The sequence below is a fragment of the Bacillus sp. MM09(2025) genome (assembly GCF_050496725.1).
GTDB lineage: Bacteria > Bacillota > Bacilli > Bacillales > Bacillaceae > Bacillus > Bacillus pumilus.
In genome coordinates this window covers 2,035,250-2,057,097 of record NZ_JBNWEN010000004.1, presented here as the reverse complement: position 1 = coordinate 2,057,097, position 21,848 = coordinate 2,035,250, and the positions used below count along the sequence as shown (strand labels likewise).

General features: G+C 44.6%; 5 protein-coding genes. All 5 read right to left on the bottom strand.

Annotation, left to right across the window (positions count from 1 at the left end; all coding sequences use genetic code 11):
• Positions 1–19: 19 nt before the first annotated feature.
• Genes ACQYAC_RS16595 through ACQYAC_RS16575 form a run of 5 tightly spaced genes read right to left on the bottom strand, consistent with a single transcriptional unit; the run spans position 20 to position 21,841 of the window.
• Complete coding sequence (locus tag ACQYAC_RS16595) at positions 20–1,027, bottom strand: phosphotransferase enzyme family protein (RefSeq protein ID WP_061407032.1); 1,008 nt, start codon at positions 1,025–1,027, stop codon at positions 20–22.
• Positions 1,020–7,430, bottom strand: coding sequence for an HAD-IIIC family phosphatase (locus ACQYAC_RS16590; RefSeq protein ID WP_429943722.1), 6,411 nt, complete (start codon positions 7,428–7,430; stop codon positions 1,020–1,022). The genes ACQYAC_RS16595 and ACQYAC_RS16590 overlap by 8 nt, the downstream gene beginning before the upstream one ends.
• Positions 7,423–14,655, bottom strand: coding sequence for an SDR family NAD(P)-dependent oxidoreductase (locus tag ACQYAC_RS16585; protein WP_429943721.1), 7,233 nt, complete (start codon positions 14,653–14,655; stop codon positions 7,423–7,425). The genes ACQYAC_RS16590 and ACQYAC_RS16585 overlap by 8 nt, the downstream gene beginning before the upstream one ends.
• Positions 14,656–14,673: 18 nt before the next feature.
• The gene (locus tag ACQYAC_RS16580; protein WP_429943720.1) at positions 14,674–19,179 is read right to left on the bottom strand and encodes an SDR family NAD(P)-dependent oxidoreductase; all 4,506 of its coding nucleotides are present in this window, start codon (positions 19,177–19,179) and stop codon (positions 14,674–14,676) included.
• Positions 19,172–21,841, bottom strand: a complete 2,670-nt coding sequence (locus ACQYAC_RS16575; protein ID WP_429943719.1) for a non-ribosomal peptide synthetase — start codon at positions 21,839–21,841, stop codon at positions 19,172–19,174. The genes ACQYAC_RS16580 and ACQYAC_RS16575 overlap by 8 nt, the downstream gene beginning before the upstream one ends.
• Between the last annotated feature and the right edge of the window lie 7 nt (positions 21,842–21,848).

Sequence of the window (21,848 nt, the reverse complement as noted above, 5' to 3'; positions counted from 1 at the left end):
AGAGGCGGGGATTTTGTTGTTAAGATTGACTTAGCTTTGTAAAGTCAAACGTTGTAATCGGCGCTGCTTGCTCAATGTCGGAGCGGAAGCTAGCGAGCATGGCCTTCTCTTCTTCTCCGATGGTAGCCAAATCAAATGCTTGATGCAGCAAGCCATAGATCAGCACGTGACGTAAGCGAAGGAAGTCAGGAATGTAGGCAAGCCACTCATCCCCAAGCTCATTCTCTTCACGATAGCCTTTAAGGAACTGCTTCATAAAGTTTCCTGCAAAAGCTGCTTTGTCTTCGTATGGAATGACTGGGTACCACAACACATTGTATAGCAAAATGCTAATATCATTCATAAACCAATTGTACCCGATATCATCGAAATCAAAGGTCGTAATTTTGCCTTGATCCCAGTGGAAGTTTCCGTGATGAAGATCCGCATGAACCAATCCGTACGTATCCTGATTTTTCGGAAGCTTTGACAGCTTTTCCATCAACCGATCCGCTTGTTCGAACACAAGCGTCTGATCGGCTGGTACATACTTACGTAATTTAAGCTGCTCCTCTTCATCCCACTCTTGTCTTTTATATCGCGGGTCTGACAGCTGATAGCTTTTTGTCAGTTTATGCATGCGGCCTGTGTACTGTCCAAGCGCATAAAATAATTCATCATTCCAGTCTGCCTCTTCAACTTTATGACCTGGTGCTTTTTCATAGACTCGTAGCAAAAATGAACCACCTTGCCCATCGTCTACTTGCTCGATATCACGACCATTTAATGACGCAATTGGTTTTGCAACCGAAAGTCCGCCCTTCGCTAAGTGATGGAGCCATTCCATTTCACCTAAAATATAATCAGGTGATCTGCGGATGGTATGGGTAATTTTTAAAATGAAAGACTCTCCGTCTTTTTTAAGTTCATACACATAGTTTTCTGCATCTGCGATAAAGTGGATGTCACTTCGCTGGACTCCGTATAAATGAGTGGCCTCATCTAAAATTTTTGATTCTTCATATATGGCTTTTACATCTTTATGCATGCTGATTCTCCCTCTTCATATATTTTGCTAATTCTCGAATGGTGTGTTTTTCAGCAAAATTCAAATCATCAACATACCAACCCTTCTTTTCAATCTCTACTTCCATTTTGACAGCAAGTAAAGAATTTCCTCCCAAATCGAAAAAGTCGTTGTCAATTCCTACTTTTTCCACATGAAGAATGTCACACCAAATCTCAAGAAGCAATGCCTCGCGTTCATTAGTGGGCTGTGCGTAAAGTCCTTGATCCTGCGTTAGTTCTGTCTTTAATAATGATCGAAGACCTTCTTGATCATGTACCTTAAGGGCTTTTACATAACCGCTGTGCAGCGTTTGATCTGTTTGAACCGTTTCCCATGTGTAACCTTCAGAAGCTGAATGACTTACTGTCTCCACCCTTTGACCCTCTATTTCTTCAGCCGGGTGCTGACGAGGTGACAGGTGGTCAACAATCTGAATGTGATCACTTAGTGAACCGATTTCTTCCACTTGTATACGGTATGTTTGCTGCTCTTCAATCTCCTGCATCTTGTTTTCTTTCATAAATGACTTGAACAGCTCATTACGTCCAGTCGATGCAAATGTGAATTCAATAGCAGAAATCTGGTGCTGACGGCTATACTCAGCGAGCCATGTCAGACATTTTTGCTCAATCCCTTTCCCTAGCGCACGGCAGCTTAGCATCCATGCATCGATGGTCAAGGTGTCGCCTGCATGATGAGCCAAGATCGCCCCTACAATTCCTTCATGACTGAAGCGATCCGCTGACTCAATAATCCAGCCCTGAACACGCTCATTTTCCAATCGCTCTCTTAGCTGCTGTTCATCAAAGCGTTGATCATTTAAACGGAATTGGTTAATGCGGCTGCTCATTTGCGCCACGCGGGCAAGGTGCTTTTCTTCCCACTCTGTTACACTCATGTTCAAATTCAAATCTTGTAAAAATTGCTCCATAGACGGCGATTCTGCTTGCTCTTTTTGACGAGCTTTTTCAGCCTTGTAGCTCGTTGTTCGCCCTCTATCTTCATCTGTAATATCATAGTGGTCGAATGCCCAAGCATGCTGGGCGAATAATGGAATCGCTTTTTCATTGGCAGGTAACAGCAGTGTCATCACTTCAGGCAGCTCTTCATTCATACGCAAGCACTGAGCAGGATCATCGTCTAAGAAAATAAACTGAGATAATGAAAGATTCAGTGAATCTGCCATCTCTTTGAGATGTGCCGGTTTACTTTCCCAATTGATCCGCCAGTCGACAATATCGTCTTTTTGCAAGATCATATCTGGGTGGTTTTCAAACACGCGCCACACATCTTCTTCATTATTCCTGCTGCTTAAGACAAGCAAGAGACCTTCTTTTTGCTTTTGTTTTAAAAAGCGCTGAAGCATTTGATGTTCTGGCGTAATATCGATGCCTTCTATACCGTCTTCTGAAACGACACCTCTCCAAAGCGTGTGATCACAATCAATGGCTGCTACCTTAAATGGTGCACCTTGCCATGCAATGAACTCGCGTGCGACTTTTGTTCCGATGGCTCCACAAAAGACTTCTGTGAATGGGAGATGTGCGGCTTGCTCTCCTTTTGCATCAAAGATGTCATCCATCTGATATTGCTGCGCAAGCTGACGGCAATCGATCAATTGAACACCGTCTATCTCAGATAATTGAGTAATCCACTCTTGTTCCACATCTTGCAGCGTGTCTTTAAGAGCAGCACTTATCGGCAGAATCCCAACAAAATATAGGTTATGTTTCGTTTTTGATTTCAGAACGCTTGCAAGTTCTTCAGCATGCTCTGCAGCCTGTTTTTTCTTTTCTTCCAGTGAAAGATGAGCTGGGCCTGTAATATCCTCTAAACGAATGAGCAGAAGGTTCGCACCGTTTTTCTTCTGTGAGATAAGGCTGCGCTCATTTAATAATTCCTGATATACCTGCCCATACGGTGCAAATTGAACATCCAGCTGCACGTCAAACTGTTTGGTCCAGTACTGAATGTAAGGTGCGATCGGATCTGCTGTAAATGTCGAGCTGACCGTTAGTACGAGCGGTGCTTTTTCCTCTGCACGCTCCCTTTTCTCCTTTGCTGCCTGTTCTTCTTCCTGTGAAAGAACAGCGAAATCCTTGAGCAATTGATCAGGTGTTTGAACAGCCTGTTCGACCAAGTGCTCGAAGTGCTTGACGAACGCTTGCATTGTCTCATGTGTAAACAGTGCAAGATTGTATTGAAGGACGCACTTTAACTCACCTGTTACTTCTCTAACAACATCCATTTTCATATCGAGTTTGGAAATTCCCTTTGCAAACTCATGTGTTTCAAATGTTAGTCCATCGGCTTCGATTTTAATATTCGGATCGTACTCATTATGGTAAATGAGCATTGTATCAAAAAATGGATTGCGATGCGGTCTTGTTTTTGGATTCAGATGCTCGACCATTTGGTCAAATGGGTACTCTTGATGGTCATACGCATCCAGCAGCACTTGCTTTGTCTGCGCCAGTTGATCTGTAAAGGTTGCGTCTTGTACCATGTCTAGTTTAATAGGCAGGAAGTTTGTGAACATGCCAATTGTATGCTCGATATCTGCATGACGTCTTCCAGCCACAAGTGACCCAACAATCAGCTTCTCTTGATCTGCATAACGTGAGAGCAGCAGTCCATAGAGCTGGAACAAGATGACGTTATTTGTCAGCTGATACTGTTCAGCAAGCTGTTCAATTTTCTCCACGATGTGCGGTTCAATATTGAATTTGATCGCTCTTCCTAAGAAGGATTGTTCCTTCCGTTCAAAATCATATGGCATTGTCAAAGTTGGCACATTTGAGCCAATTTGCTGCTTCCAATAATCCTGCTGCTTTTGGAACATCTCGCTGCGGAAATATTTGTCTTGCCATTCTGCATAATCTTTATATTGAACAGTGAGTTCCGGCAAGGTTTCCCCTCGATAGAGCTCAGTAAATTCTTTAATAAAGATGTTCATGCTCGCTCCATCCGCCACAATATTATGCATATCGACTAATAAGAGGTGATCATGAGCTGCGATTTTCACAAAACGCACACGGATCAATGGTGCAGCCTTTAAGTCAAATGGACGAATGAATTCATCGATTTGTGCTTCTAATCCTTCTTCATCAGCCTCTGTCAATTCAACAGCAAACTGGAAGTCATCATGGACCCGCTGAACCGGTTCACCATCTTTTAATTCAAAGGTCGTTCGCAAGGTTTCATGACGATCAATTAATTGCTTGAAGGTCTGCTCAAAGCGCTCGACGTCAATTTCCCCTTTACATCTTAGTGCCATCGGCATGTTGTAAGAGGTCACTTGACCAATACGCTGATGAATGAGGAATGTCCGTCTTTGAGCAGCAGATAATGGATACGTGTCTTTCTTTTCGACTGGTTCAATCTTGAAATATTGATGCTTCTCAGCCTTCTCGATGAATGCTTGGAGCTTTTCAATCGTCGGATTGTTAAACATATCTGTGAGCGTTAGCTCTACACCAAACTCTTTGTGAATTTGAGAAATGAGACCGGTGGCATTTAACGAATGTCCCCCAAGCTCAAAGAAATGGTCGTCTCTTTCCACCTTTTCAATTCCTAAAATGTCTTTCCACATCCGCTGTAACGTTGCCTCAATGTCATTCGATGCGGCGGCATGGACTTGATTGTTTTCTTCTATTTCCTGTGTCTTGTTTTCCTTTGGCACCACCATTTGCACACCTGAAGATGAAGATAATGCGGCTGTATCTACCTTTTCAATCCAATATCGTTGTCGTTCAAACGGATAGGTTGGCAAGGATACTTTTTGATTTGATGTCTGATTTCGTAATCTTGTCCAGTCAACCGGCACCCCTTGAAGCCAGATGTCACCCAATCTTCCCAGCAGGTAGCGGTCGTCGGCTGCCTCTTCTTTTGGATGACGCATTAATGGAATCGACTGCTGATGATGTTCCTTTGAAGCTTGGCGAATAAAGGCACTTAACGTATTCCCCGGCCCGACTTCAACGAAAATAGGATTAAGCTCCGTTAATAATGTCTCCGCTCCATCACGGAAACGAACTGCTTGCCGCAAGTGATCAGCCCAATATGCCGGGTCTTGCACTGCTTCATGGTCAATCCACGAACCTGTGACGTTAGAAATATACGGGATAGACGGCGCATTCAATTGATACTCGGCGACCTTTTCTTTAAATGATGGCAAGATGTCATCCATCATTTTAGAATGGAAGGCATGAGAGGTGTGGAGCTTTCTACACCCATGTCCAGCAGCCTCCAGCTTCTCAGCAAGTGCATCAATGGCTGCGGTCTCACCTGACATTACGCACAATTCAGGACCATTTACTGCTGCAAGTGAAAGATCATCTGTTAAATATGACAGCACGTTCTGTTCACTCAAAGGAACGCTCAGCATAGAGCCTTTTGGAAGCTGGCTAATGAGCTGTCCGCGATAAGCCACAAGATCTACGGCATCTTCAACAGATAGTAAACCAGATACCGCAGCAGCCGTGTATTCTCCAATACTGTGGCCGATCAGTGCCTGCGGTTTGACGCCAAAATGAATCAGCAATTTAGCCAAAGCATATTCCACACTAAACAGAAGCGGCTGCGTGTATTCTGTTTGGTTGATCAGCTGACGATCACCACTTTCTTCTGTTGAAAATAAAAGACGAAATGGGTCAACTGAGACATGCTGTTTGAATTGATTCAAGCATTGATCCAGCGCTTCCTTAAAGACTGGATATTTGTCATAAAGCTGACGCCCCATGTCTACATACTGAGATCCTTGGCCTGGGAAAAGAAAGACGACTGGACGGCTTGATGTTTGGGAGCTGGCCGTCTTGACCACCTCTTTTGACCTTTGACTGAGCGCCTGTAGCATGTCAGCCGTGTTACTTCCAAGAATGACACGTTTATGCGGAAAATGATGGCGACCCGTTTGCAGCGTATAGGCAACGTCACTTAGACGGACTTGCTGCTGATGCTGGAGTAAGTAGTCCGCAAGACGATCCGTCATTTTTTCAAGAGCTGCTGGTGTTTTGGCAGATAATAAAAGAAGTTCACTATCCTCAGGGCTATCTGCTGCTACACGTGCAGCAGGTGCTTCTTCTAAAATGACATGAGCATTTGTTCCACCTATCCCAAATGAGCTTACACCTGCCCGGCGAGGAGATTCCTGCGTGCTCCATGGCGTCAAATCTGTGTTTACAACAAAAGGCGAATCGGCAAACTCAATTTTTTCATTTGGTGTTTCAAAATGAATGGTCGGCGGAATCACTTGATGCTTTAAGCTTAAAACGGTTTTAATAAAGCCCGCGACACCTGATGCATCATTCAAATGACCAACATTCGATTTGACAGACCCAATGCGGCAAAAGCCTTTTTTATCTGTATCAAATGCTTGCTTGAGCGCTTCAATTTCGATCGGATCTCCGAGGGTTGTCCCGGTTCCATGTGCTTCAATGTACGAAATGGTTTCAGGTTCCACCTCAGCCATTCGAAGTGCTGTCTTAATCGCTGAAACTTGACCTTTCGTACTTGGTGCTGTATATCCTACTTTTCTATTTCCGTCATTATTAATAGATGATCCTTTAATGACAGCATAAATGTGATCGCCGTCTTCAATGGCATCCTCTAAATTTTTTAAAATAACAGCACCTGCACCATCACCAAAAACGGTTCCATCGGCTTTGTTATCAAAGACGCGGCAATGTCCGTCAGATGAATGGATCATGCCTTCTTGATACAGATAGCCCGATTTTTGCGGCAGGCGAATGGACACGCCGCCTGCAACTGCCATATGACAGTCGCCGCTTAATAAAGCCTGAACGGCTAAATGAATCGATACCATCGAGGTCGAGCAGGCGGTTTGTACCACCATACTCGGTCCCTTCAGATTTAATTTATATGAAATCATCGTCGCTAAATAATCACGCATATTCAGAACGGCAGCTTCCAGTGTTTTCGAATCCTCACCTTGAGCCGCCCCTTGAAGTGCTCTCATGACCCATTCTGTATTGATCCCTGCACCTGTATAAAGACCGATTTGCCCTTTATATTCAAACGGATCGTACCCTGCGTCTTCAAGCGCCGTCCAAACACATTCATGAAACAGTCTGAACTGCGGGTCCATCATAGCCGCTTCCTTTGGTGTATAGTCAAAGAAATCTGCATCAAATAAATCCACATCATCTAGCATTCCTTTTGCTTTAACAAAACGGGGGTTTTTTAATAAAGCTTCATCTGTACCTTCACGCCGTAATTCATCTTCTGTAAAAAAGGATATTGTTTCTTTTCCTTTTTTCAGATTCTCCCAGTACTCATCTACATTTTTGGCCCCTGGAAAACGACCTGCAAGACCGATAACAGCAATTTCTGCGCCATGATAGTGATTCGTTGTATCATTCATTCTCGATTCCGCCTCTCAATCTTTTATTCCGTTGCTGTTTAAAACGAGCTCTTCGATCACCGGAAGTGACGACGGCTAGTTCTTCTTCCATCGCTTCTTCCTTCGAGTCCTCAGAAGGCTGGATATATTTCGCAAGCTCTGCAACAGAAGGGTACGTAAACAAGGTCACAACCGCTTCATTTGTTTGAAGTGCTTGATTTAACCGATTGGTGACTTGAACAATATCCAGCGAGCTTGCGCCAAGATCAAAGAAATTGTCGTGAATGCCCACTTGTTCCATGCCCATAAAATCCTGCCATACTTGACAGATCGCTTTTTCAGTTTCATTTCGCGGCGCCACATATGGATTGCCCAGCTCTGGTCTTTCGTGCTTAGACACTTCATATGAATCCTCATCTGGTGCGGTCTTAGACTCTAGTGACAGCCATTGATCTATCCGTTCAACAAGATTTCCTGTGGACACGAGCATGTGTCGATTCTGCCGGTTAGACAGAACATACTGGAACAGCTCAGCACCCTCTTCTGGTAAAATCGCAAGCTCATTGATCGATTCACCAATTGTGGATTCTAGCTCACCCCAGAAATTCCATGCATCCCAGTTCACACACATCCACGGGGTTTGACTATGTTGATTAAGTCTAGCTGCAAATGCATCCATATATAAGTTAGCCGCTGAGTAAGCAGAGAATCCTAAGCCCCCAAGCAATGCACTAATGGAAGAAAAGAGAAGACAAAAGTCTGCTTGTTCTTGTTCCAGCAGCTGCTCTAGCACATCAAGTCCTTTCACCTTTGATTGGAATTGATCCTCTCCCTGCGCCAGTGTAGAAGGGATATCTTTGATGGCACGGAAGGATGTACTTCCTGGTAATCCTGCTGCATGGAATACACCATGAACGCCGCCATGCTTTTTGCGAATGGCATCAAATACACGTTTCATCTGATCAAGATCTCCTGCATTCGCCTGCACCGCTTCTACTGTTGCCCCTAATCGTTCGAGCTCAAGCACCTTTTCAATTCTCGTGCGCTGCGCTTCATCGGCATTTGCTTGTTGAACATATGACGCCCATTCATTTCTTGGCGGCAATGCCGTTCTTCCAGTTAAATAAAGATGTACATTTCCTTCCTTCGCCAGCATCTTTGACAGAACAAATCCGATACCACCTAAACCTCCTGTGATCAGATACACACCATTTGGCCTGATCATCTTCGGAAGTCCATCTTCTTTTTGTAGCGGCAAATGCTTGTAGCTCTCTACCCAGCGCTTTCGATGACGATACGCCACAAGCTGGTCCTTTCCAGGCTGCATGATTTCCTGCAAAATAAGATCGACAAGGACTTGCTCCTTCCAAGACATGACTTCTGGCACGTCTTCCACATCGATATTCCAGCACTTAATATGATGGTATTCCTGTGAAATGACTTTACATGGTCCAAGCATTGCACTTTTCTCTGCACATATCGTCTCATTGCCTGTGACTGGCTGAATTCCGCTAGTGATCGTAAACAGACGGCATTCTCGAATATTTTTTTGGGCAGCAATCGCTTGAGATAAGAAAATTAAACTGTAATAGCCTTTTTCAATGTGCGCCTGAAAAGCAGCTTGACGATTCGAGTTGTCATCTTCTTTCGCAGCTTCCCATAAATGCAGAATCCGCTGGATATTGATGCCTCTATTAGACAATGAATCTAGCATATTTCGGTAGTGCTGGCCTTCTGCCGGATTGATCGTAAACGAATCATCTTGCTCTTGATAAGCTTCACCCTTTGTGACAGAAATGACCTTGATCCCTTTTTGCTTAAATGAATGGGTAAACAGTTCATGAAAAGCATCATGTTCCCTGAAAATGAGCCACGTTTGTTCTTCTGTTTCTTTTTCGAAAACTGGTTTTAGCGGCTGCTGTTCCCATGAAGGCAGGTAGAACCATTCTTCCATCTCTTTCTTCTTCGTTTCCTTAGGGGCGGATAGCTGCGGAGACGCGGACTTTCCTGCTTCAATCCAATATCGTTTCCGCTCAAATGGATAGGTCGGCAGCGATACGAGCTGACGTTCCTCTTGAGTTGGATGTTGCTGCGCTTTGACCTCGTAGCCCCCTGCCCATAGCTCTCCTATTCTCTTTAAGAAATATGCATGGTCATCCGCTTGTTCTCTCGTATGCCTCACCATATTCAGGACATCATGATGTGACTCTTTGTTTTCATGACGTTTCGCTAATGCCGTCAAGCTGTTTCCAGGTCCAACTTCAATGAGTGCTCGTACTTCATCGGTTAACAGCTGAGATAGACCTTCATGAAAACGAACGGTTCCACGCAGGTGGTTCGTCCAATAAGATGCTGTCATCACATCTTCACTTGTCGCCCATGTGCCTGTGACATTCGATATAAACGGAATCACCGGCTCTTGCAATTCTACTTTTTCTACGATTTGTTGAAACGCCTCAAGCATCGGCTCCATCATGTAGGAATGAAAGGCATGAGAAGTATGGAGCTGTCTTGTGATAATTCCTTTGTCTTGCAGTTTCTTTTCAAATGCAGCGATATACTCTTCTCTTCCAGAAACGACACAAAGGTCTTTTGCATTGACAGCAGCAACAGAAAGCGATTCATCGATCATCGAGACGAGTTCCGCCTCTGGTAATTGCACACTAAGCATCGCGCCTTTTTCCATGTCTTGCATTAATCTTCCTCTTGCCATCACGAGTGTTAATGCAGACTCGAGAGAAAAGACCCCTGACAAACAAGCGGCAACGTATTCGCCGATACTGTGTCCAATCATTGATTCTGGCTCAACACCGCTATGTTGAAGCAATTTGGCTAATGCATACTCAAATATAAAGAGGAGCGGCTGGGCATTTGACGTTTTTGTGATGTCTTCGTTCGTTTCATCCTCGGAAAAAACAATGCCCTTTAAATCCACTTGCTCCGTTTCCATTACATATTTAAAGCATCTATCTACTTCCCATTTGAACACTGGCTCTGCATCATATAACCCGCGCATCATACCAGCATACTGAGCGCCTTGACCTGAAAACATAAAGGTTGCTTTGCGCCATTTTTGGCTTCGGAACACACTCGTTTCAAGCTGTTTCTGCTGCATCCATTCATCAGCAGACGCGAGTACGATCGCTTTTCGGTATGGAAACTGCTTTCTGCCATACCGCAATGTATAAGCAATATCTTCAAGCGGGACTTGAGGATGCTGGATCACATACTGCTTTAATTGCTCTGTCATTTTCGCTAAAGCAGTATCTGTTTTAGCAGATAAGACGAGCAGCTGCTTTTGGGTAGAAGCTGGTTTTTGCTTCGCCTGTATGCCCTCTTCTATGATCATATGAGCGTTCGTTCCGCCGATACCAAAAGAGCTAACTCCCGCTCTTCTCGGACCATCTGCTTCCTTCCAATACAACGCCTTTTGATTCACATAAAACGGTGTATCTTTGAAAGGAATTTCCTGATTGGGTGATTCATAATGAATGGTTGGCGGGATCGTTTTATGCTGGAGAGCCAAAATGGCTTTAAACAGACCTGCAATCCCTGCCGCACTATTTAAGTGTCCGACATTACTTTTCACAGAACCGATCGGAATCGTCAGCGGATCTGTCCCTTTGAACACTTGGCTAAGAGCGGATACCTCAATTGGATCTCCCATTTTTGTCCCCGTACCGTGAGCTTCTATATAACCGATAGACGCGGGATCGATACCTGATTTTTCATACGTTTCTTTTAAAACCTCTGCTTGTCCTTCCACACTCGGAGCGGTAAAACCAGCTTTTCGGCTGCCATCATTGTTCACACCAACCCCTTTGATGACCGCATGAATCGGGTTGCCGTCTCTCATCGCATCTTCATAACGTTTTAGTAAAACAATCCCCGCTCCATCTCCGAAAATGGTTCCGCTCGCCTCTTGGTCAAACGGACGGCAATGTCCATCTTTTGATTGAATCATCCCATCTTGATAGATGTAGCCGATATTTTCTGGAGAACTGACCGTCACACCGCCAGCCAGTGCGGCATCACATTCTTGATTCAATAATGCTTGACAGGCCATGCCTATGTTGACAAGTGAGGTCGAACAAGCTGTCTGCATGGTCACACTAGGCCCGTGCAAATTCAATTTATAAGAAAGCTGCGTACTAAAAAACTCACGATCATTTAACAGCATGGCGCTGAACTGCTCAGTTGCTTCCATTTGATGGGCAAAGCGCGTCAGCCACTCATGGTTTGGACTCGTTCCTGTATAAACGCCAATTTTCCCTGCCATTCGATCAGGGTCACAGCCAGCATCCTCCAGCGCTTCCCAAGCACATTCATGCAAGAGCCTGAACTGCGGATCCATTAGCTCTGCCTCTCTAGCAGAATAGTTAAAGAAGTCTGCATCAAAGCCTTCGATCTCTTGTAAACGACCTTTTGCTCCAATGAAATTCGGATGCTGGTAGACAGACGCATCCAGCCCTGCTTTCTTGAGCTCTTCTTCTGTGAAAAAGTGAATCATTTCCTCGCCATTCACAAGACGCTGCCAAAAGTCTTCTAGCGATGAAGCTCCTGGGAATCTTCCAGCCATTCCGACAATCGCAATATCCGTATGCTCTTGGGACGTGTTTTTTACTGGGCGAGAAGCAGGCGTTTGAACCTGTTCTGACTGTTCTTCAAATAAATATTCAGCAAGACTTGCCACTGTCGCAAACCGATACAATTGCACAGTGTCAATTTGCTTGTCCATGTGCTCAGATATTTTCGCTGCAAGCTGAGAAATATCAAGGGATGTCGCACCAAATTCAAAAAATGGCGATTCATCATCCATTTGATCAAACCCAAAATGAGTTTGCACAATGTCGTGAATCTCTTTTTGTAAAGAAGCGAGTGAAGCAAAGACACGCTGTTCATTCTGCGGCTTTTGCGGTTCAATGGCTGCCATCGTATTTGTTTGTGCAGAGAAATCGGTTTTATGAAATGGGTACCCAGGCAGCGGAATACGCTGCCTGTTCTTCTCATCTGTTAAAGGAAAGGCTAAGCCGACTCCTATTTCCCAAAGAACACCTGCGATTTGAAGCATGTCTCCATCAAGTGGTTCGGTTGTTTTTTCTGCTCCCTTTTCAAATACAATCCCTTGTTTCATTGAAAGGTCAATGATCAAAGCTGGTGATTCTTGCTCAATCATTGGTGATTTTACAGGCTGATCCATATTAAGAAGACCTTTTGCAGACGATGGGTCGAAAGTGATTAGTTCCTCCCCGGTTTGCTGCAAGTAAACAGGCTGCTTTAGTGTCCTCTGAGGCAGGGAAGCCAGCCTTTGATTAACCATCTCGGTGTCATGAAGATGGTACACAATAGATACCGCATCATTTAGCTCAAGGCCGCCTGCTGCATATAAAGCTGTCCAGACTCCGCTGCCTTCTCCAATCCAGCCATCTGGTTCAATTCCGAGTGATCTTAGCATGTTAGCAAAAGCCGATGTCATGATCAGCATCGCCACTTCTGATTGACGGCTTTGTTTAGGATGGAACAGCTCATCTTTTTTGATAGGTAAAGCGGGTTGGACAAGGCTTACGATTCGATCCACTTCTGTTTTGAAAGAAGGATCTTTCTCATACAGCTCGATGTAATCACGTAAACCTGACTCATGGTACCCCTTCAGCTTCATGTTGATCCGTTTATAAAGATGACTTTCTCTGCCTGCTGTCTCTTCATTCAGCAATTGCAGCTCCGCTAATAACTCTTCCCGCGTGGAACAGACAAACGCTTTTCGATATTTGAAAGCCTTTCTTCCACTTTGTAAGGTATAAGCTGCTTCACCAAGTGAGAGATCAGGATGTGAGGAGACATATTCCTTTAAGTTTTTTGTCATGTTCTTCAGATCATGCATTGATCTAGCTGAGAGCACAATTAATTCTTTGGACGAGGCCTTGCTGTTTGTTTTTCTCGGCTGTGCCTCTTCTAAGATGACATGAGCATTTGCTCCCCCTATACCAAAGGCACTGACTCCAGCTCTCCTTGGCAATTGAGATGTCTTCCACTCCTCTTTGTCTGTCCCAACATAAAATGGGGTTTGATCAAAAGAAATACGGTGATTCGGCTTCTCAAAGTGCGGCATCGGGGCAAATTGACGATGATGCAGCATCATGACTGTTTTGATAAAACCAGCTACGCCGCTTGCGGCATCTAAATGACCAATATTGGCTTTGACTGATCCAATTCGGCAATAGCCTTGTTGATCTGTTTGAAAAGCACGAGTAAGCGCCTCAATCTCAATCGGATCTCCAACAGGCGTACCCGTTCCATGTGCTTCGATATAAGAAATCGTCTCTGGTTCTGTCTCAGCCATTTCTAACGCAGATTCAATAACACTTGCCTGTCCACTCACACTTGGGGCTGTATAGCCGACTTTATTACTTCCATCATTGTTCGTTGCAGATCCTTTTACGACAGCATAAATAAAATCTCCATCTTCTATCGCATCTTTTAATCGTTTTAGTGCAACAACGCCTGCACCTTCACCAAAAACGGTTCCTTTTGCTTTTTCATCAAACGGACGGCAATGACCATCAGGAGAATAAATCATTCCTTCTTGGTATTGATAGCCTGTGATTTGCGGCTGATGAAGTGTGACACCTCCAGCTAACGCAAGGTCACATTCACCGCCGATTAATCCTTGGCAGGCCATATGGATCGCAACAAGTGATGTGGAGCAAGCCGTTTGCACCGATACGCTTGGACCTTTTAGATTTAATTTATAGGCAATTCGAGAAGCAAAGGATGGGTCATTGAGATGCATGATTTGAAACACATCTTCGTTCTTTGCAAGTGACGACATATGCTGCCCCATCCACGATAGATTGCTAGATGCCCCAGCATAAAGACCAATTAAACCTTCGTATTGCTCAGGTTCATAGCCTGCATCCTCAAGCGCATGCCATGTGCATTCATGCATCAATCGAATTTGCGGGTCCATAATTGATGCCTCTCGTGGAGAGTAGCCAAAAAAGTCTGCATCAAATGATGATGCATGTTTTAAATATGGCTTTGCCTTGACATAATCAGAACGTTTTAGCAGCGTCTCATCTACACCCGCTGCCTTTAATTCTTCATCAGTGAAAAACGTAACGGATTCTTTCCCTTGCGACACATTTTCCCAAAACGCTTGCACATTCGGTGCCCCAGGAAATGTACCTGCTAATCCTACAACTGCAATTTCAAGTCCAGATTCGCTCCATTGCTCTTGATCAGACATACGCTGCATTTCTCCCATCTATTTTCGTTTTAATCTCTGTTTACGGCGGTTTTTCCCATCTGCCATCGCCTGTTTGCGGAGATTAGATGATTCAGTGACAGCTTGCTTTTCTTCCTTCACGCCATGTATCTTCTTCAGTTCTGCAGCCAATGACGCGATCGTTGGATGACTATACATCATGACCACTGGAACCTCTATCCCATAAATTGATTTAATATGACCGCTCATCTGCAGCAAATCAAGGGATGTCGCACCCATTTCAAAGAAGTTCTCATTCACATCCGGTTCATGAGGAAAAAAGGAGCTGAGTGCATCACTCAATGAGACTTCTAGGCGATCATCTATGACCTGCGATATTTGTTGCGACGACTCTTTTTCCTCCTGCATAGGTGTTAAGCGGTGCTTTATTCTCTCACCCATGTCTCGAACAGAAACAAGAATTTGTGGATAGTCTAGACGAAGCACTTCCTGAAAGGCCTTGATTCCTTCTTCTGGTGAAATTCCCGCCTCCTCCTCGAGCGCCATCATGTCATTGACTTTGGCCGCTAATGCTGAGTCGTGTGCCATACCGACTTTTTCCCATCGATCCCAGTTTAAAGAAATCACTGGCTTTCCTTCCTGCCTCTTCGCATGAGCAAAGCTGTCCATAAAAGCATTGGAAGCCGCATAAGCCACTTGTCCAGCCGCTCCAAGAAAAGACACTAGGGATGAACAAAGTAAAACGAAGTCGAGCGTTTCATTCTTGAGTGCTTCATCCAGCACATAGGTCCCGTTGATTTTTGCCTGACACATGCGAATTTCATCGTCTGCTGTTCTTGCTTGGATGATCTTCCCATCTGCCTCTCCTGCCGCATGGATGACACCATGTAAATCGCCAAACGTTGTATGAGCCAGCTGGACCGCTTTCTGCACAGCGTCTTTATCCGACACATCACCGTGTACAGTTAGTACATCAGCTCCTAACTCTTCAAGAGTCATCAGCTTTTTCACGGTTTCAGCTTCTTTCCCATCTGCATCACTCAGCTCATGCCATGCAGAGCGTTCACGTATTTGTGATCGGCTGAGGAACACAAGTTTTGCTTGATACGTTTCTGCTAAATGTTGAGCTAGTGTGAAGCCAATGCCTCCCATACCGCCGGTCAGGAGGTAAACACCATGAGTCCTGAAAGGCTGCGTGGACGATTCCTCTTTACTTAAAGGTGTACTTGAAGCTTTTCGAACCCACCTGCTGTTCCCCCGATACGCCACAAGCGCCTCTTGATCGTGCATTGCCACCTCATATGAAAGAAATAGCGGCCAGTCCGCCTTTGTTTCCTGACATAAATCAACGTGCTGACACGCAATATGCTGATATTCTTGAGGAATGGTCAGAGCTAGTCCAGTGCATGTTGCTTGAAGAGGATTGACCTTCTCCATCCCGATGACATCATGCGCTTGATTTGTCACAAGATGAAGACGGATGGTTGTGTTATGATGCTGACTGATGAGCCTGACGAGATCGAGTACAGATAAGTAGTTTGGCTGATCACCTGTATCTTCTGTCAGTTCATCATGCATCCAGATGATCTCTTCCGGTATAAACCCAGATTGGTGCAGTTCAGCTATAACCCACTCTAAGTGTGACAGCATATGAACGTCAGCCTTCATCAACTGGTCATTTTCTTTGATCGTATGATCACTTTGACAGACGCTGACAACTTCTGCATGCCGTTCTTTCAAATAGTCGCCAATATGACCACTTTTCTCAAAAACCAAGATACGCTTCCCTTGATGATGCTGCTCTTTTAGTACAGGTGCAGAGCGCTCCCACACCGGTATATAAAACCAGTCTTCAAAATCAGCGGAGAATTTCTCACCCTTTTCTGATGGCGCTATAGCGGTCATCAGCTGATCTGCTTTAAACTGCGGAGAGGGGAATATTTGATGCTCGAATGGATATGTTGGCAGTGACACTCGATATGGGGCCTTTTCTTTTCTGACAGCGCTCCAGTTCGGTTCCACTCCAAAACTCCACAGCTTCCCTATAGCTTTTTTCATATATTCATCATCAGCAGCTTGTTCTTTTGGGTGTCTCACCAATGAAACAGCTGCTGCTTTGTTCACATCATAGTCCTCATGTCGTTTCACAAATTGAGTCAACGTATGACCTGGCCCCACTTCAATGAAAACCACTTCTCCAAGTCCAAGTAACGTCTCTAATCCTTGACTAAATAAAACAGGCTGCCTGATATGAGATGCCCAGTAATCAGGCGATGATGCTTGCTCATTTGTTAACCAGTTCCCTGTCACATTCGAAAGAATCGGAATCTCGCCCTGTTGATAGGTGATTTCCAAGAGAACATGCTTAAACTGTTCGGACGCTTCAGCCATCATACTCGTATGAAAGGCGTGAGAGGTTTTCAATGTTTGGACAGAAGCTCCTCTTTTTTCAGCTTGTTCGAGATAGATCTGTAATCGTTCTGAAGGACCGGAAACAACAGATAATTGCGAGCTATTCACCGCAGAAAGCTCGACACCTTCAGGAAGATCATGTTCAATCTCTTCGGCAGAGAGTGACACTCCGGCCATTTCACCCCGAGGCATTTTTTGCATCAAACTGCCTCTTTTTAAAACGATACGGATTGCATCTTCAAGGTGAATAATACCGGCCACGCAGGCAGCTGTTATTTCTCCAATGCTATGACCAATGAAATAATGCGGACGTATGCCTAGTCCCATCAGCTTCGATGCGAGCGCATACTCAAAACTAAACAAGATGATTTGTGTATATGATGTTTGCTGCATGAGCTGTTCTGCTTTTATGAACTCTTCTTCGGTTGTTGGGTATAACACGTTCTCGATCTCAACACCTGATAAAGATAAAATGATGGCAAAACATTTCTGAAGCATTTGTTTAAATTCAGGATCTTTCTCATATAAATCTTTGCCCATATTCACATACTGAGCACCTTGTCCAGAAAACATCCAGACGACTGCAGGCTGTTGAAAGGCCTTTTGCGGCTGTCCCGCTGACTGGAATGTGCGGTCAGGACCTGCAAGAAAAGCTTGTCGATAAGGAAAATGCTTTCTGCCCTCTTGCAGTGTAAAGGCAGCGTCGGATAGTGTGACACGCTTTTGATCTTTTAAATAAGATGTCATTTGTTCAGCAGATTTTTGAACCGCCTGCTTCGATCTTGCAGAAATCACCATTAGTTCATGATCTCTTTCTACTGACGGTTTGTCTGCAGCGGGTGCCTCTTCCATGATCAGATGTACATTCGTTCCACCGACTCCAAATGAACTAACTCCGGCACGCAGCGGCTGCTCTGTTTTCGTCCATGGTACGGGTGTTGTATTGACATAAAATGGACTTGATTCAAAATCAATTTTCGGATTCGGCTTTTTATAATGAAGGCTAGGCGGCAGCATCTGATGGTACAGACTAAGCGTTGTCTTGATAAAACCTGCAACCCCTGCGGCTGAATCAAGATGACCAATATTGGTTTTCACAGACCCAATCGCACAAAACTGTTTTTTATCCGTTTGAAAGGCTTTCTTTAGTGACTCAATTTCAACCGGATCTCCAAGAGTTGTACCTGTGCCATGTGCTTCAATATAAGAAATACTCTCAGCTTCTACACGACTGATGTTGAGTGCCTTTTTAATCACTTCGCTTTGTCCTTCTATACTTGGTGCTGTGTAGCCAACCTTCCGCCCGCCGTCATTGTTATAGGCTGAACCTTTAATCACGCCATAGATATGGTCCTTATCTTTTAGTGCCTGCTTTAATGATTTGAGCACAACAACGCCGCAGCCCTCACCGCCTACGGTACCTTCTGCCTGTTCATCAAAAGCCCGGCAGTGCCCATCTGGCGACATGATCATCCCCTCTTGATACATGTATCCTTTTTTGTGAGGGGTCGTAATGGTGACGCCGCCTGCGAGAGCCATTTTACATTCTCCGGTAATTAAGGCGCGCGCCGCCATATGAATGGCAGTCAAAGAGGAAGAACAAGCTGTATCAACAGCTACGCTCGGCCCCTTCAAATTCAATTTATAAGATACCTTTGTGTTCATGAAGTCTTTATCTGTTAACTGAACAGCCGCAAATTGTTCGGAAGAGTGATTCGTTCTCATCAGCATGGAAGCAGCTTGCCAATATAAATTAGCAGAGGCGGCTCCAAATAAACCAATTGGTTCCTGATAGGTTTCAGGGTTATAGCCTGCATCTTCAAGAGATTCCCACGCCACCTCATGAAACATGCGGATCTGCGGGTCCATTACTTCTGCTTCACGCTGTGAATAACCAAAGAAATCTGCATCAAAATGATCATGCTGATCAACTGCTCCTTTGGCACATACATATTGCTCATGATCCAATGCTTCTTTCTCAACCCCTGCCTCAAGAAGCTCTTCCTTCGAAAAGAACGTAATAGACTCTCTTCCATTTGCAAGGTTGTCCCAAAAATGATGAATATTCTTTGCTCCTGGAAAACGGCAGGCCATCCCAACCACTGCAACCTCTAATCCTGTAAACTTACTCATCTATCATCCCGCCTAACAGTTGAGCGGCACTTTCTAAGTCATCCGCTTCATTTTCTCCATCATCTTCGATTTGTTTCTCTTGCCCTGATGCTTTGTTTTTTAATTGAGCAGCTATTTGTGAAACAGTTGTAAATTGGAACAGCTCCATCACTGTCAGCTCCTGCTGAAATTCCTCTTTCACTTTATTGGACAACTCAACGATATTAAAAGAGTTCCCGCCTAAGTCAAAAAACGGTTCATCTATACGAATCTGCGAAGCAGGGACTTGTAAAATAGCGGCGAAAATGCGAACAAGCTTCTGCTCTGTTTCATTATGTGCTTGAATGGTCACAGGCTCTTGATTGTCTACCAGCTGATCTTCTGGATTCGGCAGTGCTTGGATATCCAATTTCCCTGATAGATTTAAAGGAAATTGCTCTATTTGGATGACATGTCTCGGCACCATATAACCTGGTAATCTATCACTTAAAGACTGACGAAGCGCGCGCTGATCTATCACTTGTTTTGCCATCATGTATGCGCAAATGTATTGGTCCTGATCCTGCGTTTCCTTAGGAATGACAATGACATCTTGAATCAATCCTTGCATATGCGGGTCATCAAGAATCGCTCTGCGGATTTCCTCTAGCTCAATTCGATATCCCCTAATTTTCACTTGACCGTCGTTTCTCTTTGCAAATTCTAATAAACCATCAAACCGCCATCTTGCAAGGTCTCCCGTACGGTATAACATCCCGCTGCTGAGCTCTGGTTTTTTAATAAATTTCTCCTTGCTCAGATCAGGGTGATTGATGTACCCACGACCTACACCATCGCCTGTTATATATAACTCTCCAAAGACCCCAATCGGAACTGGCTCTCCTTGCGCGTCACATATGAAAATATGTTCATTCGGCATCGGCTGCCCAATAGGAATGACTTGCTCATCCCAGTCTTGGGGAATCAAAAAGGATGATGACTGAACCGTACATTCAGTCGGCCCATACGCATTAATCATGATCGGTTTTTCACCTGATATATGCTGTAAAAATTGATCCATCAGCTCTTTTGTGAACACCTCTCCGCCAACCAGCAACATGTTCAACGCAGGCAGGTCTTGTCTTGATTGCGCTGCTGCTTTGTTCATCAGCTTCAAGTGGGAGGGGGTCACATCAGACAGCTGAATGTGATGTTCTTGGTAAAACGACCATAACGCATGCCCATCCATACGGACTTCATCTTTGGCAATATGCAGCGTATGTCCGAGGAGCAATGCTGGGAACAATGTTTGAACAGACGCATCAAAAATGTGTGAAGCTAGCATCCCTACTTGCAAAGGATCAGGGAGCAGATCAAAAAAGCGCGTTTTCATTCCATATACCAAATTAATGACATGACGATGTTCGATAACGACACCTTTCGGATGCCCTGTTGTACCTGATGTATACAGGACATACGCCATATCGGAAGGCGAGATAGACCAAGTCAGATTCTCTTTTATTGATGATTCTTGAAGCATGTCTTGAATCACATGAACCTCGACATCCAATCCTTCGTGTCCTTCTGCATCCGAGACAATAGCTGCAGCGCCGCTGTTTTTGAGCATATACCGAATTCTTTCGATCGGCAGATGGACATCAATCGGTAAATAAGCATAGCCCGCCTTTAAGATGCCAAGAATGGCAATGACTAGTTCAGCAGATCGATACATTTTGAGTCCAACAGGAGTCTCACGTGTTATCTGACTTTGAGACAGTCTAAGCGCAATGCGATCAGATAAATGATCAACCTCTTCATATGTATAGGAGGTAGTGCCAAACACAACAGCCGTTCGTGCTGGATGCAATCGAACTTGTTGTTGAAATAACGACACAATATCACGGTCCACTGGATAAGCGAGCGACTCCCCTTGAAACGAATCAAACAGCTGACTTTTCTCTACATCAGATAAAAATGAGTGTGTGCTCATCATTTGCTCAGGCGTTTCGAGACATTGCTCTGTGAATCCCATGAAATGATTGGAGAACTGCTCCATCATGTGGTCATCATAAATGGAAGCATCCCAGTGAACTTCAGCATGAAGGTGATCTTGTTCTTTCTTCCAAACAATAAGCACATCCGCATGCAGCTGCTCTCGGTCAGCATGCCCATGCAATGGTTCAAATGCACATGCCAGATTGACACGCTTCTTGTCTTCTCCTACTGAACGCCAAAGCTCATCCATTAATATTTGAACAGGATAGTTTTGATGACGCACTGCCTCCTGAAACGATTGTTTCACTGCCTCTAGCCCTGCGCTAAAGCTCATATGAGGCTCAATCTCTGCCTTAAGCGGCAGCATATGATTGATGGCGGATTGATTGGCAGACTGTTCCATTGTAGGAACAGTCACCATCAACTCAGTTTTTCCGCTATAACGTTGAAGCAAGCCAAAAGCTGCTGTGGTTAGCACGATAAACAGCCGCAAATCAGAATCTCCGCATAATTGTTTTAACGAATGATTCATAGCCACAGGGAAGGACGAATGAAGCGATCGGTTCATTGCAGCAGGCTCGGCCTTTGAAACCGTATGAGGAATGCGGCCATCAAGCTGGACACCTGATAAGATCGATGTCCAGTAGGCTCTTTCCCTCACCCTTTCCTTCGCCGCTGCTTTCAGTTGAAAATCATCATGTTCAATCACTCTTCCA

Bases quoted from the DNA above. Each gene is read 5' to 3' on its own strand.
- ACQYAC_RS16595 (WP_061407032.1), bottom strand. From the start codon at position 1,027: ATGCATAAAGATGTAAAAGCCATATATGAAGAATCAAAAATTTTAGAT.
- ACQYAC_RS16590 (WP_429943722.1), bottom strand. From the start codon at position 7,430: ATGAATGATACAACGAATCACTATCATGGCGCAGAAATTGCTGTTATC.
- ACQYAC_RS16585 (WP_429943721.1), bottom strand. From the start codon at position 14,655: ATGTCTGATCAAGAGCAATGGAGCGAATCTGGACTTGAAATTGCAGTT.
- ACQYAC_RS16580 (WP_429943720.1), bottom strand. From the start codon at position 19,179: ATGAGTAAGTTTACAGGATTAGAGGTTGCAGTGGTTGGGATGGCCTGC.